Source organism: Streptomyces sp. AC558_RSS880 (assembly GCF_019049255.1).
Taxonomy (GTDB): domain Bacteria; phylum Actinomycetota; class Actinomycetes; order Streptomycetales; family Streptomycetaceae; genus Streptomyces.
Genome location: NZ_JAGMUJ010000027.1, coordinates 9785 through 33163 on the forward strand (window position 1 = coordinate 9785; position 23379 = coordinate 33163).

21 protein-coding genes are annotated in these 23379 nt (G+C 71.4%); 14 read left to right on the top strand and 7 right to left on the bottom strand.

The window, feature by feature from the left end:
* The 14 genes from KUM38_RS09820 to KUM38_RS09885 all read left to right on the top strand — a co-directional run bounded on the left by KUM38_RS09820 (position 1) and on the right by KUM38_RS09885 (position 14089).
* The gene (locus KUM38_RS09820) at positions 1 to 1254 is read left to right on the top strand and encodes an MCE family protein (RefSeq protein ID WP_217128915.1); all 1254 of its coding nucleotides are present in this window, start codon (positions 1 to 3) and stop codon (positions 1252 to 1254) included.
* A complete protein-coding gene (locus KUM38_RS09825; protein ID WP_217128916.1) occupies positions 1251 to 2309 on the top strand; it encodes an MCE family protein in 1059 nt (352 codons plus the stop codon). The genes KUM38_RS09820 and KUM38_RS09825 overlap by 4 nt, the downstream gene beginning before the upstream one ends.
* Positions 2306 to 3382: an MCE family protein gene (locus KUM38_RS09830; protein ID WP_217128917.1), complete on the top strand. Its 1077-nt coding sequence runs from the start codon at positions 2306 to 2308 to the stop codon at positions 3380 to 3382. The genes KUM38_RS09825 and KUM38_RS09830 overlap by 4 nt, the downstream gene beginning before the upstream one ends.
* Positions 3379 to 4398 carry an MCE family protein gene (locus tag KUM38_RS09835; RefSeq protein WP_217128918.1) on the top strand — a complete coding sequence of 340 codons (1020 nt, stop codon included), beginning with the start codon at positions 3379 to 3381 and terminating at the stop codon, positions 4396 to 4398. Before KUM38_RS09830 ends, KUM38_RS09835 begins: the two co-directional genes overlap by 4 nt.
* On the top strand, positions 4395 to 5735 hold the full coding sequence (locus KUM38_RS09840) for an MCE family protein (protein ID WP_217128919.1): 1341 nt from the start codon (positions 4395 to 4397) through the stop codon (positions 5733 to 5735). Before KUM38_RS09835 ends, KUM38_RS09840 begins: the two co-directional genes overlap by 4 nt.
* The gene (locus tag KUM38_RS09845; RefSeq protein WP_217128920.1) at positions 5732 to 7009 is read left to right on the top strand and encodes an MCE family protein; all 1278 of its coding nucleotides are present in this window, start codon (positions 5732 to 5734) and stop codon (positions 7007 to 7009) included. The genes KUM38_RS09840 and KUM38_RS09845 overlap by 4 nt, the downstream gene beginning before the upstream one ends.
* A complete protein-coding gene (locus tag KUM38_RS09850) occupies positions 7006 to 7521 on the top strand; it encodes a hypothetical protein (RefSeq protein WP_217128921.1) in 516 nt (171 codons plus the stop codon). The genes KUM38_RS09845 and KUM38_RS09850 overlap by 4 nt, the downstream gene beginning before the upstream one ends.
* Positions 7518 to 8207, top strand: coding sequence for a nuclear transport factor 2 family protein (locus tag KUM38_RS09855; protein WP_217128922.1), 690 nt, complete (start codon positions 7518 to 7520; stop codon positions 8205 to 8207). The genes KUM38_RS09850 and KUM38_RS09855 overlap by 4 nt, the downstream gene beginning before the upstream one ends.
* Positions 8208 to 8234: 27 nt before the next feature.
* The gene (locus KUM38_RS09860) at positions 8235 to 8783 is read left to right on the top strand and encodes a nuclear transport factor 2 family protein (RefSeq protein ID WP_217128923.1); all 549 of its coding nucleotides are present in this window, start codon (positions 8235 to 8237) and stop codon (positions 8781 to 8783) included.
* A 45-nt stretch (positions 8784 to 8828) separates the two neighbouring features.
* On the top strand, positions 8829 to 9620 hold the full coding sequence (locus KUM38_RS09865) for a hypothetical protein (protein ID WP_217128924.1): 792 nt from the start codon (positions 8829 to 8831) through the stop codon (positions 9618 to 9620).
* Between the two features lie 62 nt (positions 9621 to 9682).
* Positions 9683 to 10924, top strand: a complete 1242-nt coding sequence (locus tag KUM38_RS09870) for a lytic transglycosylase domain-containing protein (RefSeq protein WP_217128925.1) — start codon at positions 9683 to 9685, stop codon at positions 10922 to 10924.
* A 78-nt stretch (positions 10925 to 11002) separates the two neighbouring features.
* On the top strand, positions 11003 to 11464 hold the full coding sequence (locus tag KUM38_RS09875; RefSeq protein ID WP_217128926.1) for an MmpS family transport accessory protein: 462 nt from the start codon (positions 11003 to 11005) through the stop codon (positions 11462 to 11464).
* A 232-nt stretch (positions 11465 to 11696) separates the two neighbouring features.
* Positions 11697 to 12674 carry an arabinan endo-1,5-alpha-L-arabinosidase gene (locus KUM38_RS09880; RefSeq protein WP_217128927.1) on the top strand — a complete coding sequence of 326 codons (978 nt, stop codon included), beginning with the start codon at positions 11697 to 11699 and terminating at the stop codon, positions 12672 to 12674.
* Positions 12656 to 14089, top strand: a complete 1434-nt coding sequence (locus KUM38_RS09885; protein ID WP_217128928.1) for a family 43 glycosylhydrolase — start codon at positions 12656 to 12658, stop codon at positions 14087 to 14089. Before KUM38_RS09880 ends, KUM38_RS09885 begins: the two co-directional genes overlap by 19 nt.
* Before the next feature lie 12 nt (positions 14090 to 14101).
* Here KUM38_RS09885 and KUM38_RS09890 read toward each other — a convergent pair whose 3' ends face one another.
* From KUM38_RS09890 to KUM38_RS09920, 7 genes are all read right to left on the bottom strand, one after another.
* Positions 14102 to 15838, bottom strand: a complete 1737-nt coding sequence (locus KUM38_RS09890) for a histidinol-phosphate transaminase (RefSeq protein WP_217128929.1) — start codon at positions 15836 to 15838, stop codon at positions 14102 to 14104.
* Between the two features lie 158 nt (positions 15839 to 15996).
* Positions 15997 to 17151, bottom strand: coding sequence for an aldose epimerase family protein (locus tag KUM38_RS09895; protein WP_217128930.1), 1155 nt, complete (start codon positions 17149 to 17151; stop codon positions 15997 to 15999).
* Positions 17152 to 17206: 55 nt separating this feature from the next.
* The gene (gene mmsB, locus KUM38_RS09900) at positions 17207 to 18454 is read right to left on the bottom strand and encodes a multiple monosaccharide ABC transporter permease (protein WP_217128931.1); all 1248 of its coding nucleotides are present in this window, start codon (positions 18452 to 18454) and stop codon (positions 17207 to 17209) included.
* Entirely contained in the window at positions 18451 to 20001 is a 1551-nt protein-coding gene (gene mmsA, locus KUM38_RS09905) for a multiple monosaccharide ABC transporter ATP-binding protein (protein ID WP_217128932.1), read from the bottom strand. Before mmsA ends, mmsB begins: the two co-directional genes overlap by 4 nt.
* Before the next feature lie 32 nt (positions 20002 to 20033).
* Complete coding sequence (chvE, locus tag KUM38_RS09910) at positions 20034 to 21143, bottom strand: multiple monosaccharide ABC transporter substrate-binding protein (RefSeq protein ID WP_217128933.1); 1110 nt, start codon at positions 21141 to 21143, stop codon at positions 20034 to 20036.
* 139 nt (positions 21144 to 21282) lie between these two features.
* Complete coding sequence (locus KUM38_RS09915; RefSeq protein ID WP_217128934.1) at positions 21283 to 22251, bottom strand: hypothetical protein; 969 nt, start codon at positions 22249 to 22251, stop codon at positions 21283 to 21285.
* Between the two features lie 122 nt (positions 22252 to 22373).
* Positions 22374 to 23378 carry a zinc-binding dehydrogenase gene (locus tag KUM38_RS09920; RefSeq protein WP_217128935.1) on the bottom strand — a complete coding sequence of 335 codons (1005 nt, stop codon included), beginning with the start codon at positions 23376 to 23378 and terminating at the stop codon, positions 22374 to 22376.
* Position 23379 lies beyond the last annotated feature (1 nt).

Consider the following 23379-nt stretch of genomic DNA (forward strand, 5'->3'; position numbering starts at 1 on the left):
ATGAGCGCGACCCGAGGCGAGACGCTGCGCCGCCGGTCCGCCGGGGTGGTGTTCCTGCTGGTGCCCGCCCTGCTGGTCTGGCTGGCCGTCGCCGTCTACGACAAGAGGTTCACCGACTCCGACCCGGTGGTCGTCGAGACCGACAGCGTCGGCAACGAGATGCACCTGGGCGCCGAGGTCAAACTGCGCGGCGTCGTCGTCGGCGAGGTACGCGCCGTCGACGCCACCGACGACGGGGCCCGGCTCACCCTCGCCATGAAGCCCGGCGCCCTCGACGACGTACCCTCCGACGTCCGCGCGCAGATGCTGCCGACCACCCTGTTCGGCGAGCGGTTCGTGGCCCTCGTACCGCCGGAGCGGCCGTCGGCCGAACCGCTGGCCGCCGGAGCCGTCATCCCCCAGGACCGCTCCGAGAACGCCGTCGAACTCCAGCAGGTCCTCGACGACGTCCTGCCGATGCTCACCGCGGTCCAGCCGCAGAAGCTGTCCGCGACCCTGTCGGCCGTCTCGCGGGCCCTGGAGGGACGCGGCGACCGGCTCGGCGACACGCTCGTCCGACTGGACGCCCACCTCGAGGAGTTCAACCCCCACCTGCCCACCCTCAACCGGGACCTCAAGCACCTCGTGAAGGTCGGCCACATCTACGCGGACGCCGCGCCCGACATCGTCACGGCGCTCACCGACTTCACCACCACCAGCGGCACCCTCGCCGAGCAGGAGGCCGCCTACGCCCGCACCCTCGGCGCCACCACCCGGACGGCCGAGGACATGACGGCCTTCCTGCGGAAGAACGAGGACAACATCATCCGGCTCAGCGCCACCGGCAGGCCCACCCTGGAACTGCTCGCCGAGTACTCCCCCTCCTTCCCCTGCACCCTGCGCACCCTCGCCGAGTTCGTGCCCGCCATGGACCGGGCGCTCGGCAAGGGCACCGACCGGCCCGGCATCCACGTCGACGTCACCACCGTCCCCTCGCGCGGCGCCTACCGCCCCGGCCGCGACACCCCGGTGTACGACTCCGGCGGCGGCCCCCGCTGTCCCACCGTGCCCTACCTCGGCACGCTCGCCCGGCCCGCCGCGCAGGCGTCCGCGGCGGCCGGCCAGGACCTCGGGCCCGCCAACTCCCCGCAGGAGAACGACCTGGTCAACGAACTGCTCGCACCCGCCGCCGGCCGGCACCCCGGTGATCTGCCCGACTGGAGCAGCCTGCTCGTCGGCCCGGCCTACCGCGGCACGGAGGTGACCCTCGGATGACCGCCCCCGACAACGCGCACACCCGGCGCCGCCCGCTGACCGGGCCGCTGCTCAAGTCCCTGGTCTTCGTGGTCGTCACCGGCCTCGCCACGACCGTCCTCGGCCTCAGCGTCGCCAACACCGGTGTCAGCACCGGCACCAGCACCTACCGGGCCCTGTTCACCGACGTCACCGGACTCGTCGACGGCGACAGCGTACGGATCTCCGGGGTGGAGGTCGGCGAGGTGACCGACGTCCGCGTCGTGCAACGGCGCACCGCCCAGGTCACCTTCACCGTCCGCGACGACCGCCGGCTGCCCCGGTCGGCCACCGCCGCCGTGAAGTACCTCAACATGGTCGGCCAGCGCTACGTCGCCCTCGACCGCGGCAGCGGCGACCTCACCGGCACGCTCGAAGCGGGCGACACCATCCCGCTCGACCGCACCACACCCGCCCTCGACCTGACCCTGCTCTTCAACGGGTTCAAGCCGCTGTTCGAAGGGCTGTCCCCGAAGGACGTCAACGAACTCGCCGGATCGATCGTGCAGGTGCTCCAGGGCGAGGGCGCCACCGTCGACAGCCTGATCCGCCACATCGGCTCGCTCAGCACGACCGTCGCCGCCAAGGACAAGGTGATCGGCCAGGTCGTCGACAACCTCACCACCGTCCTGGAGACGCTCAACGACCGCGAGGACAGCTTCGACGACCTCGTCGTCACCCTGCGGGACATCGTCACCGGCTTCAACGACGACCGTGAACCCCTCGGCGAGGCCGTCGAGGCCATGGGCGACCTGACCACCGTCACCGCCGATCTCCTCGAGGACGGACGCGCCCCCCTCAAGCAGGACATCCGCGAACTGGGCCGGCTCTCGGCGAACCTGGGCGCACACACGCCGCAGATCGAGGACTTCCTCGAGCGCACCCCCGCCAAGATGACCGCCCTGGCCCGCCTGTCCTCCTACGGATCGTGGTTCAACCTCTACCTCTGCGAGGCACGTGTGAGCGGAGTGACCACCTCCGACGGTTCGAAGCCGCCGACCGGCATCGCGATCACCGAATCGAGGTGCCGCGGATGAGGCCCTTCGCACGGCGCGAGCGGACCACCGGGGCCCGGCGCCCGTGGTTCAAGCCGGTCAAGGAACGCGACCCCGTCGCCGTCGCCGTCGTCGGACTGCTCGCCCTCACCCTGCTCGCCGTCCTCGTCTACCACGTGGACCGGCTGCCGTTCGGCGGCGGTACGCGCTACAGCGCCGACTTCTCCGAGGCCGCCGGCCTCGACGAGGGCGACGAGGTGCGCATCGCCGGCGTCAAGGCGGGCGAGGTCACCGGCGTCGCCCTCGACGGCGCCAAGGTGAAGGTCACCTTCGAGGTCGAGGACGCCTGGATCGGCGACCGGACGACCGCCGCCATCGCCATCAAGACCCTCCTCGGCGACAAGTACCTGGCGCTCGACCCGCTCGGTTCCGCCCGGCAGGACCCCGGCAGCCGCATCCCGCTGTCCCGCACCACCTCCCCCTACGACGTGACCCAGGCGTTCCAGGACCTCGGCTCCACCGTCGAGGACATCGACACCCGGCGGCTCGCGGAGAGCTTCGAGACCCTCTCCGACACCTTCGAGAACTCCCCGCCCCATGTACGCACCGCCGCCGACGGCCTGTCCGCGCTGTCGAAGTCCGTCTCGAAACGCGACGCGAAGCTCTCCGAACTCCTCAAGGGCAGCGCCCGGTTCACCAAGACGCTGGAGAACAAGAAGTCCAGCTTCGAGACCCTCATCGAGGACGGCGGCTCCCTGCTCGGCGAACTGAGGGACCGCCGCGGCGCCATCCGGGCTCTGCTCAAGGGCAGCAGGGAACTCGGTACCGAGATCAGCGGCCTCGTCGACGACAACGAGAAGCAGCTCGGCCCCACCCTCAAGGCCCTCGGCCGGGTCACCGGCGTCCTGGAGAAGAACAACGCCCAGCTCGGCAAGACCCTCGCGCTGGTCGGCCCGTACTACCGCCTCGTCGGCAACACCCTGGGCAACGGCCGCTGGTTCGACAGCTACCTGTGCGGCGTCGTCCCCCGCGACTACCTGCCCGAGACGTCCCTGCCCGATACCGGCTGCCTGCCGCCGAAACAGACGGCGGCACAGGGGAACGGTGAGCGATGAGCAGACGCAGAAAAGTCCTCACCGGCCTGCTCGCCCTCGCGGTGCTGGTCGCCGGAGGCCTCACCGCCGTCCGGGTCCTCGACCCCGACGGCACCCGCGTCACCGCCTACTTCGACCGCGCCGTCGGCATCTACGCCGGGTCCGACCTGCGCGTCCTCGGTGTGCGGGTCGGCGAGGTGGAGTCGGTGCGGCCCCAGGGCACCACGGTGCGCGTCGGCCTCCTCCTGGACGAGGGCGTGAAGGTCCCCGAGGGCGCGCGGGCCGTCGTCGTCGCGCCGAGCGTCGTCGCCGACCGCTATGTGCAGCTCACCCCCGCCTACAGCGCGGGCCCCGCCCTCGCCGAGGGCGCCGTCCTGCCCGCCGCGCGCAACCGCACCCCCGTCGAGATCGACCAGCTCTACGACTCGGTCACCGAACTCGGCGAGGCACTCGGCCCGGACGGCGCCAACTCCAGCGGCGCCCTGTCCGAACTGCTGAGCACCGGCGCCGCCAACCTCGACGGCAACGGCGAGGCCATCGGCGAGAGCGTCGAGGAGTTCGGCAAGGCGGCCAAGACCCTCGACGGCAGCAGCGGCGACCTGTTCGGCACACTGCGCAGCCTCCAGACCTTCACCACGATGCTGAAGGAGAAGGACACCGACGTGCGCACCGCGCAGGAACGCCTGGACGAGGTCGTCGGCTTCTTCGCCGACAACAAGGACGACCTGGCCGGCGCGCTCGAGGAACTCGGCACCGCCCTCGGTCAGATCAAGACCTTCATCGAGGACAACCGGGGCGAGCTGAAGGAGAACGTCGACCGGCTCGTCCCCCTCACCCGGACCCTCGTCGAGCAGCGGACCTCGCTCGCCGAGGCGCTGGACGTGGCGCCGCTGGCCGCGGGCAACGTCGTGAACGCCTACAACCCCGACACCCGCACCCTCGACGGCCGCGCCAACCTCAACGAGATCAGCATGGGCGGACCGTTGCTGCCGCTGCCCGCGACCGGCGGCTCCTCCATCGGGGAGGGGGAGCGATGAGACGCGGCACCCGGAACTCCGGCCCGCGGGCCGCGGCGGTGCGGCGCGGCGTGCTCACCACGGGCGGCGCCGCCGGCCTCACCCTGGGCGGACTCCTCGCCCTCGGCCTCGGCTTCGCCCTGGCCCTCGGCGTGGTCACCGTCGAACCGCCGCGCTTCGACGGCATCGAGGACCTGCCGCTGCCCGGCGGCGCCGACCTCGGCGACCACCCCTACACCGTCACCGCGGAACTCCGGGACGTGCTCAGCCTGGTCCCGCAGTCCGCGGTGAAGGTCAACGACGTCGCCGTCGGCCGGGTCACCGCCGTCGAACTCGGCCGCGACGACTGGTCGGCCCGCGTCACCATGAAGATCAACGGCGATGTACGGCTGCCCGCCGACGCCACCGCCCGCCTCGAACAGTCCAGCCTGCTGGGCGAGAAGTACGTCCAGCTCGTCGCGCCCGACCGGGAGACCGGAGCCGCGAGGCTGGCGGACGGGGCCGTCATCCCGGTCTCCCGCACCAGCCGCAACACCGAGGTGGAGGAGGTGTTCGGCGCACTGTCCCTGCTCCTCAACGGCGGCGGGGTCAACCAGCTCAAGACCATCACCCGGGAACTCAACGCGGCGCTCGGCGGCCGCGAGCCCGAGGTCCGCTCCGTGCTGAAACGGGTCGACACCCTGGTGACCGACCTCGACGACCACCGGGGCGACATCACCGATGCCCTCGACGCCGTCAACCGGCTCTCCACGACCCTCGCCACCCGCAAGGACGACGTCGGCACCGTCCTCACCGGCCTCTCGCCCGGCCTGAAGACGCTCGAGAAGCAGCGCGGCTCACTGCTGACCATGCTGCGCTCCCTCGACACGCTCTCCGGCGTCGCCGTCACCACCATCGACGCGAGCAAGGACGACATGATCGCCGACCTCAAGGCCATCGCGCCGACCCTGAAGGCGCTCGCGGACGCGGGCACGGACCTGCCCGACTCCCTGGAGGTGCTGCTGACGTACCCGTTCACCGACGAGGTGCTGCGGGGCGTGAAGGGCGACTACCTCAACGTGTACCTGGACATGGCCGCCGTGCCCGGGACCCAGGTGATCCCGCCGCTGGTGCCGCGGGGCACGGCCTCGCCCTCCGCCCCGGCGGACGGCGGGCCGGGAGCGGCCGGGGAGGAGCGGTCCGAGGGGAGGACGGACGGGGAACGGAAGTCCGCCGCGCCGTCGGCGGCCCCGTCCCGGCGGCCCTCACCGACGCCCTCCTCCCCGCTGCCCCTGCCCTCCGTCCCCGTCACCGCCCCCGCCCCTGTCACCGGAACGCCGGCGGATCCGACGGCCGCCCGGGGAGGTGAGCCGGGTTGATCACCCTCGCCGTACGGCTGAAGAACCTCGCCTTCCTCGTCGTCGCCGTCCTCGCCCTCTCCTTCCTCGGCATCCGCTACGCCGACCTCGGGCGGTACGTCGGCGTCGCCGACTACTACACCGTCGACGTGCGACTCCCGCGCACCGGCGGTCTGTTCACCCACTCCGACGTCACCTACCGGGGCGTCTCCGTGGGCCGCGTCGGACCGATCGGCCTGACCGCGGACGGTGTCGTCGCCGAACTCCGCATCAAGAAGTCCGCCCCGCGCATCCCCGCCGACACCCGCGCCGTGGTCGCCGGGCTCTCCGCGGTGGGCGAGCAGTACATCGACCTGCGGCCCGAGAGCGACGGCGGCCCCTACCTCGCCGAGGGCGCCCGCATCGAACAGGCCGACACCCAGGTGCCCAGACCCGTCACCGACGTGCTCAGCAGCATCGACGACCTCACCCGCTCCGTCCCGCTCGACGACCTGCGCACGGTCGTGGACGAGTTCGGCAAGGCCTTCGAAGGCCACGGCGACGACCTCCAGGCCCTGCTCGACAGCGGCAGCGACTTCGTGGAGGCCGCCGACCGCGCCCTGCCGTCCACCACCAGGCTCATCACCGACGGCGAGACCGTCCTGCGCACCCAGGCCGAGGAGGAGCAGGCCATCCGTGACTTCGCCGTCGGGGCGGAGGAACTGGCCCGCACCCTCAAGGGCTCCGACGCCGACCTGCGCCGCCTCCTCACCGTCGCCCCCGAGGCCGCCACCCAGGTCAGCGGCGTCCTGCGGGACCTGGACCCGAGCCTGGGCGTCGTCCTCGCCAATCTGCTCACCACCTCCGAGATCGCCGTCACCCGGCAGCGCGGCACGGAGGAACTCCTCGTGAAGTTCCCGGCGGCCGTCGCCGCCGGCGCCACCGCCGTCGACGGAGGGAAGCTGAACCTCGGCATGGCCGTCACCTTCTTCAAGCCCCTGCCCTGCACCGCCGGATACGGCGCCACGCGCTACCGCAACGGGCTCGACCTCGGCACCACGCCCGCCCTCAACACCGGCGCGGCCTGCACCGCCCCCGCCGCGGACGGGGTCAACGTGCGCGGCTCGGCGAACGCTCCGAAGGGCGGCCCGGTGCCCGACCCGGCCAGGCCCGGATCCCTGCCCTCCGGCAGCGGCGGGGCACGGACGGGCGGACCGGCCGCACTCCCCGGCGCCCTCGCCCTGCCCGGCCAGGACGGCGAGGCACCGGGGGACCTGGCGGGCCTCCTCGCCCCGGCCGGCGGGAGCACGCGATGAACAGGGCCCGGATCCTCACCGGCGTGGGCCTCGTCCTGGCGCTCGGTCTCTTCGGCATCGGCGCGTGGACGTACGCGCAGGCACGCACCGACGACGCGCTCGCGTACGGCCGGGAGCGCGACCGGGCGCTCTCCGACGGACGGGCGGGCATCGCCGTGCTCACCACGCTCGACGCCACCACCCGGCAGCGGGCCGAGCAGGGCATCCGGGCCTGGCGCGACGCCTCCACCGGGCCGCTGCGCGAGGAACTGGGCCGCACCGAGGCGAAGGCGGGCGCCTCGGCGCGCGGCACGGTCACCGAGGCGGCCGTCACCGCACTCGACACGCGGACCGGCACGGCCAAGCTGATCACCACCGTCCGCGTCGAGGTCACCCCCGCCGGGACGAAGAAGCCGGCCACCGACCGCAAACGCCTGGAGGCGGTCCTGGCCCGCACGGGCGAGGGGGAGTGGAAGGTGAGGGCGCTGAGCGCGGTACCGCTCTCGGGGGAGCAGGAGGACGGGGACCGATGACACTGGTACGGCTGCTGCGCGGGGGCAGGGCACAGGATTCCCCGGGGGACGCGGACCCGGGAGCGGGCCTCGAACCGGACCAGGCTTCCGGGACGGGACCCGGGGACGGGCGTTCCGGGGACGGGCACTCCGGTGCGGAGGGCCTCGCGGACGAGTCCTCCGCGGACCCGGCGGACGGTGTCCGCGCCCGTCGGACACGACGGGCCGCCCTCGCCGCCCTCACCGCGGTGCTCGCCCTCGGCGGCTGCGGCTTCCTCTACGGCGCCCACCGGCTCACGTCGGCCGAGTCCGCCCGGAACCGCGCGCTCACCGACACCGAGGCCACCCACCGTGTCGCCGGCGAGGTCGCCAACGCCCTCGCCCGTGTCTTCTCCTACACACCGGACGGCACCGCGGCCGCCGAGCGCTCCGCACGCTCCGTCCTCGACGGCCGCGCCGCCCGCCAGTACCAGGACCTCTTCGACCAGGTCCGCGACGACCTCACCGAGCAGCGCGTCACCCTGAGCACCCGGGCCGTCCGCACCGGGGTGATCGAACTCGACGGCGACAGGGCGCGCCTGCTGGTCTTCCTCGACCAGACCTCCCGCCGCGGCAAGGACGAGGCCACCACCGCGGCGGCCCAGCTCACCGTCACGGCCCGGCTCGAGAACGACCGGTGGCGGATCGTCGACCTCAAGGCCCGCTGACCCGTGCGCGGGAGACTGGAGCACCCCATGAAACGAGCGGTCCGCGTCCTCACCGCACACCGCCCCCGGCCCCTGCCGTCCCTGCTCCTCGCCCTCACCCTCCTCGCGGGCGGCTTCGCGGCCTGGACGGGGCAGGACTGGTACCGCGCGGCCCACGACGACCGGGCCGCGTACGCCGCGCAACGGGACGAGGCGCTCGCCGCCGGGGAGCAGGCCGTGCAGAACCTCAACACGCTCGACCACCGGGACCTGAACCAGGGCCTCGACCTGTGGGAGTCGTCGACCACCGGTGAACTGCACGAACAACTGGCGTCGGGGCGCGACGAGTTCGCCGAGCAGGTGAAGGCGGCGAAGACGGTCACCACGGCCCGGGTGCTGTCGGGCGCCGTCACCGAGCTCGACGACCGCGCGGGCCGCGCCCGGGTGCTGGTCGCCCTGCGCGTCACCGTCAGGGCGTCCGACGGCGCGAAGACGGACAAGGACAGCCGCATGCTCGGCGAACTCACCCGCACCGGGGGCCGGTGGAAGCTGAGCGCCCTGGGCCAGGCCCCCGTGGGCGGCGCACCGACCGGCTGACCCGGTTCCGCACCGCGCAAGCCGCCGCACCGAGAGGACAGCACGATGTCGACGACCCGCCACCACATCAACCGCCAGCGGCGCCGCCAGGCCCGCGAGACCCGGCCCGCCGCTTCCACCGGGGCCCCGGAGAGCACCGGAAGCCGGACCCGCACGGGCGGTACGGCCGTCCTGTCCCCTCCCGGCCCCTCGCCCTCGTCCTCCGCGCGGACGACAGGGACGACAGGGACGACCGGGACGGCCGGGACGACCGAGGAGGGGAAGGCGGACCGGACCCGGTCGCGCCGCCCGGTGGGCCTCGTGGTGCTCTGCGCGCTGACCGTGCTCCTCGGCGGCTTCGCCGGCTGGGCGCACGCGAAGGCCGAAGCGCTCCGGGACGACCCCGCGCGGCGCAACACCGCCCTGACCGATCTCGCCCGCACCGGCGAGATCAAGGGACAGACGTCCAAGGCCGTCGACCGGCTCTTCTCCTACGACCACACCGACCCCGGCGCCCTCGAGGAGGCCGCGCGGGACCTCCTCACCGGGAAGGCCGTCGACCAGCACCGCACCCTGCTCGCCGACGTCCGGAAGCGGGCCGACGGGCAGAAGGCGGTGATCACCACGACGGTCACCGAGAGCGCGGTCGAACGGATCGACGGCCACCGGGCCCGGGTCCTCGTCTACGCCGACCAGAGCAGCGTCGCCACCGCCGGAAGCGCGAAGGACGCCAAGGACGCGAAGGACGCGAAGGACACGCAGGACGAGGGCGTGTACGCGGGCGCCATGCTCGCCGTCGACGTCGTGCACCGCGACGGACGGTGGCTCGTCTCCGGCATCGACACCTTCGGCCGCTGAGGGCCGCACGACCGACGGAACCCACGGGCGCGACCGCCCCGCATCCGACAGGAGTGACAGCCATGCCCGTACGCCGCACACGACGTCCGCGCACCGGCCGGACCCGCAGGGGACTGCGGACGACCGCCGTCACCGTGGCGGCGATGGCGGCCCTCACGGCCTCCCAGGCCCCCGGGGTCCTCGGGGACGCGCGGGACGCCCACGCCGCCCCGCCCGCCGACGACGACGCCCGCGGGACGGCGGCAGGCGGCCCGTACGCCGAACTCGTTCCGCCGGGCGACGGTTCCTACCACACCGAACTCCCGCCCCTGAGGACCCCGGACGCCGCGCCGGCCTCCCCGGCGCTCGCACGGGACCTCCGCTCCCAGTCCGGTATCCCGGCCACCGTGCTGCGCGCCTACCGCGCCGCCGAGACCTCCGTCGGCAGGACGGACCCCGGCTGCCGGCTGCCCTGGGAGCTGCTCGCGGCGATCGGCAAGGTCGAGTCCGGCCAGGCGCGCGGCGGCGCGGTCGACCGGAACGGCACCACACGGGGCCGGATCACCGGGCCACCGCTCGACGGCCGGGGGTTCGCCCTGATCCGGGACACGGACGGGGGTGCCCACGACGGCGACACGGTCTACGACCGCGCGGTGGGACCGATGCAGTTCCTGCCGTCCACCTGGGCCCGCTGGGGCACGGACGGCAACGGCGACGGCCGCGCCGACCCGAACAACATCTTCGACGCGGCCCTGGCGGCCGGCCACTACCTGTGCGCGGGCGACCGGGACCTGGGCCGGGCCGCCGACCTGGACCGGGCGATCCTCAGCTACAACCACTCGCGCCCCTACCTGAGACTGGTCAGGTACTGGCTGGACTTCTACAGCCGGGGGGTCCACACCGTCCCCGACGGCGAGGGCGTCGTCCCGAGGAGTCCCGGCGCGGGAGGCGACACCCCGGCGACCGAGCCCGTGGACAAGGGCAGCGGCGGAAAGGGGAACGACGGCGGCGGCATCGTCATCGGCCCGGACCCGAGCACCCCCGGCAGCCCCGAGCCGTCCCCGGGCCCCTCCTCACCCACTCCGGGGCCGTCCTCCTCCCCGTCTCCCGGCCCCAGCACCTCCCCGACGAGCCAGGAGCCCTCGGAGTCACCCGGCGGATCCCCCACGCAGAGCCCGTCGCCGTCGCCGGACCCGACCGGCCCGAGCCCTTCGCCCACCGACCCGGACGACTGCTCCGCCGGGTCAGGGTCCCCGTCCCCCGACCCCACCGCCTCCCCGACCGTCCCGTCCTGCCCGACTCCGTCGGCCACCTCGTCCGGGTGAGGGAGCCCGGTTCTCCTTCGCTCACCCTTCAACTACCTTCTTTTCAAAGGCAGTTCATTCGAACGGGGGTCCTTCCGCATGAACCGCGTGAGCTGCGTGAACCGCATCCACCGCTCCCTCACGCCCGCGCTCGTCGCGGGCTGCCTGGCCCTCGGCCTCGGCGCCTGCTCCGAGGAGGCCGCCGACCGGGCCGAGGACGAAGTGGTCGAGGAAGTCGACGAGCGCGTCGACGAGGAGTACCAGGTCACCTACGAGGTGACCGGGGAGAAGGTCGACTCCATCGACTTCAACGCGGGCGGCGGGAGCGCGGCCGACCCGAAGTTCGAGACGGTGGACAACCCCACCCTGCCGTGGAAGAAGACGGTGACGCTGCGCGGCATCGAGGCTCCCGCCGTCATACCGGTGACCCTGGACACCGGGGGCGGTTCCGGTGAGCTGTCCTGCCGGATCGTCCATGAGGGCGAGGTGCTGGCCGAGAAGTCCGGTGCGGGCGCCGTCTCCGCGGCCGGCTGTGTCGCCGTCTCACCGGTCACCGGCTGACCCCTCCGGCCGCCGCGGTCACCGCGTACGCCTCCGTCCGCGGCGGGTCCGGCACGGTCCGTTCGCCGTGCGTACGTCCACCCGGCGTTCCGGCTTCACTCCGCGGTGCCCGCAAGAGGGGCTGCGCGGACCATTGACGCGCAAGTGGTTCGATTCTACGGTCCGTTCGAACTTGCGATCGCTGTTCGGGATTCCGAACGCACGCTGACCCCCACCGCAAGGAGAACCCCGTATGAGCCGCATCCTCCGCAAGCGCACCGCCCTGCTCGCGCTCCCCACCGCCGCGCTGCTCGCCCTGATGCCGACCACCGCCTCGGCGTACCCCAACCCCGGCCACGTCACCGGGTCCGTCATCACGCACGACCCGTCGATGATCCGGACCTCCTCCGGGCAGTACCTCCTCTACGCGACCGGCGGAGGCATCTCCAACAAGACCTCCACCGACCGCACCGCCTTCTCCGCCGGCGCCGACGCGTTCTCGTCCCGGCCGAGCTGGTGGCGGAACTACTCCTCCGTGCCGGAGGCCTGGGCGCCGGACATCTCGTACCACGGCGGCAAGTACCTGATGTACTACTCCGTCTCGAAGTTCGGGTCGAACACCTCCGCCATCGGGCTGGCCGGCTCCACCACCGGACAGCCGGGCAGCTGGACCGACTACGGCACCGTCTACACCTCGAACTCCTCCAGCGACTTCAACGCCATCGACCCCAACCTCTTCGTCGACGACGACGGCAAGTGGTGGCTGTCCTTCGGCAGTTGGTGGACCGGGATCAAGATGATCCAGATCAACCCGTCCACCGGGAAGCAGCTCTCCTCCCACACCACCCGCTACTCCCTCGCCTCCCGCCCCTCCGGGACGAAGGCCGTCGAGGCGCCGTTCATCGTCAAGCGGAACGGCTACTACTACCTCTTCGCCTCGTACGACACCTGCTGCGCCGGCACCAGCTCCACCTACAAGGTCAAGGTGGGCCGCGCCACCAGCATCACCGGGCCGTACCGCGACAAGAACGGCGTCTCGATGATGAACAACGGCGGCACGCCCGTCCTCGAGTCGCACGGCAGCGTCATCGGCCCCGGCGGCCAGTCGATCATGAACGACGTCGACGGGGACCTGATCGTCTACCACTACTACGACGGCAACGACAACGGCACCCCCAAGCTCGGCATCAACCTCCTGAACTGGAGCAGCGGATGGCCCGTCGCCTACTGACCCTGCTGGCCGCGCTGCTGCTCGCCCTCTCGCTCGGGCAGTCGTCCGCGCAGGCGGCCTCCTTCGCCAACCCCGTCAAGGCGCAGAAGGGCGCCGACCCCTGGATCGTCCGCCACGACGGCAACTACTACCTGATCAGCACGTCCTGGACCGACGTCATCACCATCCGCAAGTCGCCCACCCTCGGCGGCCTCGCCACCGCCCCCAGCGTGCAGGTGTGGCAGGGCGACGCGGCCTCCCGGTGCTGCAACATCTGGGCGCCGGAGCTGCACTACCTCAACGGCCGCTGGTACCTGTACTACGTCGCCGGGCAGAACGTCGCCGACTACAACCCCACCCAGCGCAGCCACGTCCTGGAGAGCGCCGGATCCGACCCCATGGGGCCGTACAGCTACAAGGGGCAGCTCAACTCCTCCTGGATGCTGGACCCGACGGTCGCCACCGTCAACGGGCAGCTGTACCTCTTCGGCAGCACGCACGACGGGACGCAGAACATCGTCGCCGCGCGCATGTCGAATCCCTACACGGTGAGTTCGTCCTTCTCGACGATCTCCACGCCCACGTACGACTGGGAGCGGCAGGGCGGCACCGTCAACGAGGGACCGGAGATCCTCCAGCGGGGCGGCCGCACCTTCCTGATCTACTCCGCGAGCGGCTGCTGGACCCCCGACTACAAGCTCGGCCAGCTCACCCTCACCGGGTCGAACCCGGCCTCCGCCTCCTCGTGGACCAAGAAGTCCACGCCCGTCTTCCAGCGCAGCGACGGCAACGGCGTCTACGGGCCCGGCCACAACGGGTTCTTCACCTCGCCGGACGGAACGGAGAGCTGGATCGTCTACCACGCCAACGACTCCGCGTCCGAGGGGTGCGACAACGGGCGTACGGCACGGGCGCAGAAGTTCACCTGGAACGCGGACGGGTCACCGAACCTCGGTACGCCCGTCCGCCTCGGGGCGAGCCAGACCGGGCCCTCCGGTGAACCGTCCACCGTCTCCACCACCTACGCCCTCACCAACCGCAACAGCGGCAAGTGCCTCGACCTGGCCGGGAGTTCGTCCGCCGACGGCGCCGATGTGCGCCAGTACGCCTGCAACGGCGGCGCCAACCAGCGGTGGCGGCTCGAGGACCTCGGCGACGACACCCACCGGCTCGTCAACGTCGCCACCGGCAAGGTGCTGGACACGGAGAACTGCTCCGCCGCCGACGGCGCGAACCTGCGCCAGTGGTCGTGGCTGAACAACACCTGCCAGCGCTTCCGCTTCGTGGCGACGGACAGCGGTCACGTCCGTATCGTCAACCAGGCCACCGGCAAGGTCGCCGACGTCGCCGACTGCTCCACCGCCGACGGCGCCGACGTACGGCAGTGGACCTGGCTGAACAACACTTGCCAGCAGTGGCGGCTCGATCCCGCGTAGGACCGCGGAGGCTCAGCCCGCCTGGCCCATCCCCGCCGCGTCGGGCCAGGCGGTCTGCGGTCCCGGCCAGCCCGTCGCCGGGGCCGCGGAGAGGCCGTCGGTGCCCCTGACCTGGGCGGCCGTCAGGCCACCGCGGGCGGGGACACCGGGCGGGGTGAGACCGGCGGGCGGCGGCACCTGCGCCGGTGCCGGGTACGCCGCCGCGGCGGGCATCGGCGCCTGAGCCGTCTGCGCCACGGGCGCGAGCGGCTGCGCGGGCTGCGGGACCGGCTCCGGAACCTGCTGGGGCACGGGCTGGGGCATGGGCTGGGGCACGAACTGCGGCACGGGCTGAGCAACCGGCTGAGCAACCGGCTGAGCAACCGGCTGAGGCACCCCCACCACCACCGAAGCCGCGGCCGGCACCGGCATCCCGCCGCCCGCGCCCGCCGCGGGGGCGGGCGCGGCGGCGGGGAGCGGCATGCCGGTGCCGGTGGTCGGAGCGGCGGCGAGCCCCGGAGCGCCGGCACCGACGGCCTGGGCGGCGAGCCCCCGCGTGCCCGACCCGTTGGTCTGGCTCACCAGGCGGTCCACGGCCGCCGTGCCCGAGCTGTAGCCGGTCCCCGTGGCCTGCCCGGGCGCGGCGGCTCCCTTCCTGGACGTCCCGTAGAGCACCTGTTCCAGGCCGGACACCAGGCGGCGCACATCCACCTGGGGGCGTACCACGAGACGCAGGAAGCGGCTGGACGAGCCGATCTTGTTGCCGCACTCGCGGACCAGGATCCGGTGCTCGGTGAGCATCCGGTCCCGGACCACGGTGCCTTCGGCGCCCACGGGGAGGCGCACGAAGAGGAAGTTGCCCTGGGACGGGTAGACCGTCAGTCCGGGCAGCGAGGAGAGCTGGCCGGACATGTCCATCCGGTCGCGGCGGACCTGGTGCAGGCTCTGGGCGTACTCGGCGCCGTGCTCCTTCAGCATGAACACCACGTGCTCGGCGAAGGAGTTGAGGTTCCACTTGGGGAGCATGGAACGGACCCGCCCCGCGAGCGCCGGGTTGGCGACCAGGTAACCGAAGCGGATGCCGTGCAGGCCGAAGTTCTTGCCGAGGCTGCGCAGCACGATGACGTTGGGGCGCAGCATCGCCTCCTGCACCACGCTCGGTTCGTTCTCCGCGTCGGCGAACTCCAGGAAGGACTCGTCGATCACCACCAGGTCCAGGTCGGCCATGGCGTCCATGAACTGCACGATCGCGTGTTTGTGCAGGAAGCCGCCGTCGGGGTTGTTCGGGTTGCAGATCACCGCCACCCGGGTGCCCCTGGCCCGTATGAACTCCGCGTACTGCGCGAGGTCGAGGGCGAAGCCGCCGGCCTCCTGGAGCGGGAACATGTCGACCCGTTTGCCGGTCTCCATGGGCTGGTCGGTCCAGCGGCCGAAGGTGGGGACGGGGACGGCGAGGGACTCACGGACCAGGAGGTGGTCGATCCAGGTGATCAGCTCCGTGGAGCCGTTGCCCATCGCCACGCACTGCGGCGGCAGTCGGAGCAGGCTGCACAGCTCGGCCGTGATGGTGTCGGCGCTGCTCGGGTAGTACGTGATGATGTCGCGCAACCGGCCCGCCATGTCCTCGAACATGGCGGGGGTGGGGAAGTACGGGTTGCAGGGGATGCAGAAGTCCACCGGGCCGGCCCCGTCGCTCTCCCGTGTCAGCGCCGCCATCGACGGGCTGTGCGCCGCGGTGCTGCGGAACAACGAGGTGACGTTGTCGGCCATGGAACCTCCGTGTGCGGCGGGCCCGTCGGGGAGGGGGCCGGGCCCGTCATGCCTGGGTGGCCCGCGCGGGGGAGCACGGGCCACCCAGGAGTACGGAGCGGGGCGCGCCGCCGTTCAGCTCATGTGAGGAAAATGTGACGGCGGCGATTCCCCGGGGCTCATGCCCCGAACGAGTGGACCGTCGTCGTCCGGTACGTCTGCCCCGGCCGCAGCACGGTCGACGGGAACGACGGCTGGTTCGGCGAGTCCGGGAAGTGCTGGGTCTCCAGGCACAGTCCGTCGCCCTGCCGGTAGACCCGGCCGCCGGTGCCCACGAGGGTGCCGTCGAGGAAGTTGCCGGAGTAGAACTGCAGGCCCGGCTCGTTCGTCGCGATCCTCAGCGTGCGGCCGGAGGACGGATCACGCAGCAGCGCGACCTGCTCGGGACGGCTGGTGATGCCCTTGTCGAGCACCCAGTTGTGGTCGAAGCCCTGCCCGTACAGCACCTGCTGGTGGGCGGTGCGGATGTCCCGGCCGATCGGCTTGGCCCGGCGGAAGTCGAAGGGGGTGGCCGCGACCCGCGCCAGTTCGCCCGTGGGGATCAGCCCCGAGTCGACCGGCGTGTAGCGGGAGGCGGCGATGGACAGCTCGTGGTCGTAGATGGAGCCGCTGCCCTCGCCGGCGAGGTTCCAGTAGACGTGGCTGGTGAGGTTGACGACGGTGGCCTTGTCGGTGGTGGCCTCGTAGTCGACGCGCCAGTCGCCGTTCCGGGTGAGGGTGTACGTGACCTTCGTACGCAGCGTGCCCGGGTAGCCCATCTCGCCGTCGACGCTCGTGTGGTACAGGTACAGGCCGACGTCGGAGCCCCGGGTGAACGGCTCGACGTCCCAGACCCGCTTGTCGAAGCCCTGGGAGCCGCCGTGCAGGCTGTTCTCGCCGTCGTTGACGGAGAGCTGGTACGCGGTGCCGTCGAGGGTGAAGCGGCCCTTGTCGATGCGGTTGCCGTAGCGGCCGATCAGGGCGCCGAAGTAGGGGCTGGAGGCGACGTACTCCTCGAGGGTGTCGAAGCCGAGGGAGACGTTGGTGTAGCGACCGCGGCGGTCGGGGATCTCCAGGGACTGGACGATGCCGCCGTAGGAGAGGACCTTCATCCGGGTGCCGCCGTTCTCCAGCGACCAGCTGTGCACCTTGGTGCCGTCGGCGAGCCTGCCGAAGAGCGACTTCACCGGTTTGCCCCTGCCCGACGAGGCGTGCGCCGTCCCGCCGAGGGCGGTGGTGGCGGCGACACCGGCCGCCGCGGCTCCTGCGATGACCGTGCGTCTGTTCAGTTCCATCCGTGCGGCTCCCGAGAGGGAAGGGGCCCCGCCTTCCGGCGGGGCCCGAGCTGACTTACGAACCGGACTTGCGCTTGTTCCACACGTCGAAGCCGACCGCGGCCAGCAGCACCAGGCCCTTGATGACCTGCTGCCAGTCGGTGCCGATGCCGACGAGGTTCATACCGTTGTTCAGCACGCCCAGGACCAGGCCGCCGATGATCGCGCCGAGGACCGTTCCGACACCGCCGCTCATCGACGCGCCGCCGATGAACGAGGCGGCGATGGCCTCCAGCTCGAAGTTGAGGCCGGCCTTGGGAGAGGCCGCGTTGAAGCGGGCGGCGAAGACCAGACCCGCCAGGGCCGCGAGCATGCCCATGTTCAGGAAGACCAGGAAGGTGACCTTCTTGTCCCGCACACCCGACAGCTTGGCCGCGGGCAGGTTGCCGCCGATGGCGTAGATGTGGCGGCCGATGACGGCGTTGCGCATCACATAGCCGAAGCCGACGAGCAGCGCGCCGAGGATCAGCAGCACGATCGGGGCGCCCTTGTAGCTGGCCAGCAGCATCGTCACGACGAGGATGGCGGCACCGAGCGCGACGAGCTTCAGCAGGAACAGCTTGGCGGGGAGGACCTCGAGGTCGAACTCCTTCTGGCGGCGGCGGTCGCGGACCTCCTGGAGGACCACGAGGGCGATCAGTCCGATGCCGAGGAGCAGGGTGAGATTGTGGTAGTTGGTCTCCGGGCCGACCTCGGGCATGAAGCCGTTGGCGACCGTCTGCAGACCCTTGGGGAACGGGCCGAGGGTCTGGCCCTCCAGGAAGATCTCGGTGAGACCGCGGAAGGTCAGCATGCCCGCGAGGGTCACGATGAAGGACGGTATGCCGCCGTAGGCGATGAACCAGCCCTGTATCGCGCCCGCGAGGGCGCCCACGGCCAGACAGAGGATCACCGCGACGGGCCAGGGCATGTCGTTCTTGACCATGAACACGGCGGCCATCGAGCCGACGAACGCCGTCAGTGAGCCGACCGACAGGTCGATGTGGCCCGCGATGATGACCAGCATCATGCCGATCGCGAGGATCAGGATGTAGCTGTTCTGCAGCACCAGGTTGGAGACGTTGCGCGGCAGCAGCAGGTCGCCGTCGGTCCACACCGCGAACAGCGCCACGATCAGGCCGAGCGCGATCAGCATGCCGTACTGCCGCATGTTGCGGCGCATACCGTCCAGCATCAGCTGGAGCAGGCCGTCACCGCTGCCCGCCCCGTCCTTGCCCGGCGGCGCGGCCGCCGGCGTCTTGTCGGTGACTTCCGTGCTGCTCATCGGGATACCTCTTTGTCCTTCGTCATCTGACGCATCAGCGATTCCTGGGAGGCCTCGGCCCGCGAGAACTCACCGGTCAGCCGCCCCGCGGCCATCGTGTAGATGCGGTCGCACATGCCGAGCAGTTCGGGCAGCTCGGAGGAGATGAAGACGACCGCCTTGCCCTGGGCGGCCAACTGGTCGATGACCGTGTAGATCTCGTACTTGGCGCCGACGTCGATGCCGCGCGTCGGCTCGTCGAGGATCAGCACATCGGGACCGGCGAAGATCCACTTGCTGAGCACGACCTTCTGCTGGTTGCCGCCGGACAGCTTGCCCACCGGCTCGAACACCGTCGGGGCCTTGATGTTCATGGACGTGCGGAAGCCCTCGGCGACCTGCCGCTCCTCGTGCTCGTCCACCACACCGCGCCGGGCGACCTTCTTCAGGGCGCTGAGCGAGATGTTGCGGTTGATGGTGTCGATGAGGTTCAGGCCGTAGTGCTTGCGGTCCTCGGTGACGTACGCGATGCCGTGTCCGACCGCCTCGGGGACGGTCTTCGTGTGGATCTCCTTGCCGTCCTTGAGGACCGTGCCGCCGGCGTGCCGGCCGTACGTGCGGCCGAAGATGCTCATCGCGAGCTCGGTGCGGCCGGCGCCCATCAGCCCGGCGATCCCGACGATCTCGCCGCGCCGGACCTCGAGGGACACGTCGTCGACGACCTTGCGCTGCTGGTCGATCGGGTGGTGCACGGTCCAGTTGCGGACCTCCAGGGCCGGGGCGGCGCCCTCCTCCGGCTGGTGCGGGGTGCGCTCCGGGAAGCGGTGCTCCAGGTCGCGGCCGACCATGCCGGAGATGATCCGGTCCTCGCTGGTCTCCTCGGCCTTCACGTCGAGCGTCTCGATGGTCCGCCCGTCCCGCAGGATCGTCACCGAGTCGGCGACCTTGCGGATCTCGTTGAGCTTGTGGGAGATGATGATCGAGGTGATGCCCTGTTCCTTCAACTCCAGGATCAGGTCGAGGAGTTTGTCGCTGTCCTCGTCGTTGAGGGCCGCGGTCGGCTCATCCAGGATGAGCAGCTTCACCTTCTTGGAAAGCGCCTTCGCGATCTCCACCAGCTGCTGCTTGCCCACGCCGATGTCGGCGACGCGGGTGTCCGGGTGGTCGGACAGGCCGACCCGGCGCAGCAGTTCGGTGGCGTGCTTGAGGGTGGCGTTCCAGTTGATGAACCCGCGCGTGGCGTGCTCATTGCCGAGGAAGATGTTCTCCGCGAGGGAGAGGAACGGCGACAGCGCCAGTTCCTGGTGGATGATGACGATGCCGCGCTGCTCGCTGGCCCTGATGTCCTTGAACTCGCAGGGCTGCCCCTCGAAGAGGATGTCCCCCTCGTAACTGCCGTGCGGGTGGACGCCGGAGAGGACCTTCATGAGAGTCGACTTGCCGGCGCCGTTCTCGCCGCAGATGGCGTGGACCTCGCCCTTCCGGACGGTCAGGGTGACGTCCGACAGCGCCTTGACGCCGGGAAAGGTCTTGACAATCGAGCGCATTTCCAGGACGGGTCCCGCCATGGTCGTGCCTTCCAATCCTTGAAGGGGCCCGGTTACTTGAGCTGGTCCTCGGTGTAGTAGCCGCCGTCGACCAGGACCTGCTTGTAGTTGGACTTGTCGACGCTGACCGGCTGCAGCAGGTAGGCGGGGACGACCTTGGAACCGTTGTCGTACGACTTGGTGTCGTTGACCTCGGGCTTCTTGTCGTTGAGGACCGCGTCGACCATGTTCGCGGCGACCTTGGCGAGCTCGCGCAGGTCCTTGAAGACGGTCTGGGTCTGCTGGCCCGAGATGATCGACTTCAGCGAGGCGACCTCGGCGTCCTGGCCGGTGACGACGGGCATGGCCTTGCTGCCGGAGCCGTAGCCGTCCGACTTCAGGGCGGACAGGATGCCGATGGAGATGCCGTCGTAGGGCGAGAGCACCGCGTCGACCCGGGCGCTGCGGTAGCTGGAGGTGAGCAGGTCGTCCATGCGCTTCTGCGCGGTGCCGCCGTCCCAGCGCAGGGTGGTGACCTGGTTGAGGTCGGTCTGCTTGGAGCGGACGACCAGCTGGCCCTTGTCCATGTACGGCTTCAGGACGTTCATCGCGCCCTGGAAGAAGTACCTGGTGTTGTTGTCGTCGTTGGAGCCGGCGAACAGCTCGATGTTGAAGGGGCCCTTCTTGCCGGCCTTCAGCCCCAGCTTGTCGACGATGTAGCCGCCCTGCAGCTCGCCGACCTTCTCGTTGTCGAAGGAGGCGTAGTAGTCGACGTTCTCGGTGCCGAGGATCAGCCGGTCGTAGGAGACGACCGGGATGTCGGCGTCCTTGGCCTGCTGCAGGACGTTGCCGAGGGACTTGTTGTCGATCGCCGCCACGATCAGGGCGTCCACACCCTGCGTGATCATGTTCTCGATCTGGGAGACCTGCTGGTCCGGGTCGTCCTCGCCGAAGACCAGCTTGGTCTTGAACCCCTTGGCCTTCAGCTCCTTCTCGACGTTGGCGCCATCGGCGATCCAGCGCTCGGAGGACTTCGTCGGCATCGCGATGCCGACGGTGGCTCCCTCGGAGCCGCCCTTGTCCTCCTCGCTGCCGCCCTCGCTGTTCTGGCCGCAGGCGGTCAGGGTGAGGGCGAGGGAGGCGGCCGAGGCGACGGCGGCGAGTGCGGCTCTGCGATTACGCATGATCATCATCCTTGATGTGGGTGCGGGGTCGGTCCGGACGAGCGAGGCGCTTCCAGGGGTGGAACCAGGAGACCGAGAAAGAGGTGTGTGCGATTGTGCGCGGCTGTGTCCGCTTGTGTGAAGCTGAGTTTCCGGAACGTTATGACGAAATTTCGAACCGGCTCAGGTCGCCCGGAAGCCGCGAACCGAGCGGCGCCATGTCACCGTCCGCGCCGTGCCGGGCCAGCAGGTCCAGGGCCAGCCGGCCGCGCCGTACGCGCTCCTTCGCGGTCGCCAGGGTCAGCTCCCGCAGGTGGTGCCCGTACGGGTAGATCCCGGGCGCCTTGGACAGACCGAACTTCAGGTACAGCGGGGCGCCGCGCCGGATGAGTTCGGCGACCTCGTACATCCGCACATAGCCGCCGAGGTCGTCGGGGGCCTCGATGTACATGTCCATCGGCGTGGCCGAAACCCGCCGTATCTCGGTGAGATGATCGAGCGTCAGATCGCTGGGGACGTTGATCGAGTCGGCGCCGAGCCGCTCGTAGACCGCGAACGAGGCCGGGTTGACCGGCCCGACGAGCGCCGAGAGCTTCAGCGTGGTGTCGGCGGGCAGCAGCCCGGCCGCCCGCGCCCGGTGCAGCGTCCACAGCACGCCCTCGTCGGCGACGAGCAGGCACTTGACGCCCAGCTCCGTGGCGCGCACGGCGTCCTCGACACAGCCGGCGACCGCGTCGTGGCCCCGGGCGCGCAGTCCGGCGCCGCCCGAGTCGGTACGGGTGGAGCCGCCGATGTCCCAGGTGCCGCGCGGGCCGGTGAACAGGCAGAGCTCGATGTCGCGCTCCGCGGTGGCCTCGACCATCTCGGTGATCTCGGCGTCGGTCAGCATCCAGACGCCGCTGCCCTGGCTGATCCGGTGGATCGGCACATCGAGGCGCGAGGCCTCCTTCAGGACCACGGCCAGCGCCTCGGGGCCCTCGCACGAGGGGATCTCGGTGCGCCAGCGGCCGCCGCCGGGGAAGGTGTGCGGCGAGGCGTCGGCGGGGTCGAGGGCGGGCGCGCTCAGGCCGAGCGCGGTGAGGGTCTCCTCACCGGGCCTGCGGGGAGCCGTGGCGGAAGCGTCGGTCACAGGGTGTCCTTTGGTTCGGTATATCGGACGAAGTTCGCGGCTCGGGGTACGAGTCGGGCGGGAAAGGGCTGGGTGTACGCCGGTACGGGGGCCGTCAGGTCGCCCTCGTACCGGCGTACGGACTAGGGACGCAGCAGGACCTTGCCCACCTTCGGATCGCCGGACCCCACCAGCTCGATGGCCTGCGGGAACTCGGCGAGCGGCAGCTCATGGCTCACCAGCGGCAGCGGATCGAGCAGCCCGGCGGCGAACACCCGCACGGTGTGCGCCCAGGCGTCCGGCGGCGCGCCGAAGACGGTGTGCACCTCCAGCTGCCGTACGACCAGGTCCGTGGGGTCGAGCCCGTCGGCGCCCGGCGCCGGGATGCCGGTGAGGACCAGCCGCCCGCCGCGCCGCAGCAGCGAGGCCGCCGTACGGGCCGCGTCCGCGGACCCGGCGGTCTCGATCACCACGTCGAAGTCGTCCGGGAGCGTCCGGTCCTTGGTGCGGAAGTCGGTGGCCCCGTACTGCCGGGACAGCGCCTCACGGTCGCCCCGGGAGCCCACCACCAGCAGCTCGGAAGGGGAGCCCGCGCGCAGGAACTGCACGGCGAACATCCCGAGCGTGCCGGTGCCGACCACCGCCACCCGCTCACCGGGCACGGCGTTCGCCTTCAGCGCGGCGGCGGCGATGCAGGCGGCCGGCTCGAGCAGCGCGGCGGCGCTCAGGTCGGCGTCGTCGGGGAGGACGTGCAGCAGCCGGGCCGGGAGGGTCAGCGTGGCGGCCATGGCGCCCGGCCGGGTGAAGCCGGTCTCCTCGTAGCCCGCCGAGCACAGCGTCGTCTCACCGGCGTGGCAGCGGTCGCAGACCTGGCAGTTGCGGAAGCCCTCGCCGACCACCTTGCGGCCGACCAGCGCTTCCGGCACCCCCGCGCCCACCCGCTCCACCGTCCCGGACCACTCGTGGCCCGGCGTGAGCGGGTAACGCACGTACCCCTCGGGCCGGTTGCCCTGGTACACCTCGCGGTCACTGCCGCAGATGCCCGAGGCGTGGACCCGGACCAGGGCCTCGCCGGCCCCGGGCTCGCGCGGCTCGTGCGGGACCAGACGGTGCTCGCCGGGGCCCTCGATGACGACCTGGGTGCTCATC

Excerpts from the sequence above, each read along its gene's own strand:
- KUM38_RS09820 (WP_217128915.1), top strand. The coding sequence starts at position 1 with ATGAGCGCGACCCGAGGCGAGACGCTGCGCCGCCGGTCCGCCGGGGTG.
- KUM38_RS09825 (WP_217128916.1), top strand. The coding sequence starts at position 1,251 with ATGACCGCCCCCGACAACGCGCACACCCGGCGCCGCCCGCTGACCGGG.
- KUM38_RS09830 (WP_217128917.1), top strand. The coding sequence starts at position 2,306 with ATGAGGCCCTTCGCACGGCGCGAGCGGACCACCGGGGCCCGGCGCCCG.
- KUM38_RS09835 (WP_217128918.1), top strand. The coding sequence starts at position 3,379 with ATGAGCAGACGCAGAAAAGTCCTCACCGGCCTGCTCGCCCTCGCGGTG.
- KUM38_RS09840 (WP_217128919.1), top strand. The coding sequence starts at position 4,395 with ATGAGACGCGGCACCCGGAACTCCGGCCCGCGGGCCGCGGCGGTGCGG.
- KUM38_RS09850 (WP_217128921.1), top strand. The coding sequence starts at position 7,006 with ATGAACAGGGCCCGGATCCTCACCGGCGTGGGCCTCGTCCTGGCGCTC.
- KUM38_RS09855 (WP_217128922.1), top strand. The coding sequence starts at position 7,518 with ATGACACTGGTACGGCTGCTGCGCGGGGGCAGGGCACAGGATTCCCCG.
- KUM38_RS09860 (WP_217128923.1), top strand. The coding sequence starts at position 8,235 with ATGAAACGAGCGGTCCGCGTCCTCACCGCACACCGCCCCCGGCCCCTG.
- KUM38_RS09865 (WP_217128924.1), top strand. The coding sequence starts at position 8,829 with ATGTCGACGACCCGCCACCACATCAACCGCCAGCGGCGCCGCCAGGCC.
- KUM38_RS09870 (WP_217128925.1), top strand. The coding sequence starts at position 9,683 with ATGCCCGTACGCCGCACACGACGTCCGCGCACCGGCCGGACCCGCAGG.
- KUM38_RS09875 (WP_217128926.1), top strand. The coding sequence starts at position 11,003 with ATGAACCGCGTGAGCTGCGTGAACCGCATCCACCGCTCCCTCACGCCC.
- KUM38_RS09880 (WP_217128927.1), top strand. The coding sequence starts at position 11,697 with ATGAGCCGCATCCTCCGCAAGCGCACCGCCCTGCTCGCGCTCCCCACC.
- KUM38_RS09885 (WP_217128928.1), top strand. The coding sequence starts at position 12,656 with ATGGCCCGTCGCCTACTGACCCTGCTGGCCGCGCTGCTGCTCGCCCTC.
- KUM38_RS09890 (WP_217128929.1), bottom strand. The coding sequence starts at position 15,838 with ATGGCCGACAACGTCACCTCGTTGTTCCGCAGCACCGCGGCGCACAGC.
- KUM38_RS09895 (WP_217128930.1), bottom strand. The coding sequence starts at position 17,151 with ATGGAACTGAACAGACGCACGGTCATCGCAGGAGCCGCGGCGGCCGGT.
- mmsB (WP_217128931.1), bottom strand. The coding sequence starts at position 18,454 with ATGAGCAGCACGGAAGTCACCGACAAGACGCCGGCGGCCGCGCCGCCG.
- mmsA (WP_217128932.1), bottom strand. The coding sequence starts at position 20,001 with ATGGCGGGACCCGTCCTGGAAATGCGCTCGATTGTCAAGACCTTTCCC.
- chvE (WP_217128933.1), bottom strand. The coding sequence starts at position 21,143 with ATGCGTAATCGCAGAGCCGCACTCGCCGCCGTCGCCTCGGCCGCCTCC.
- KUM38_RS09920 (WP_217128935.1), bottom strand. The coding sequence starts at position 23,378 with ATGAGCACCCAGGTCGTCATCGAGGGCCCCGGCGAGCACCGTCTGGTC.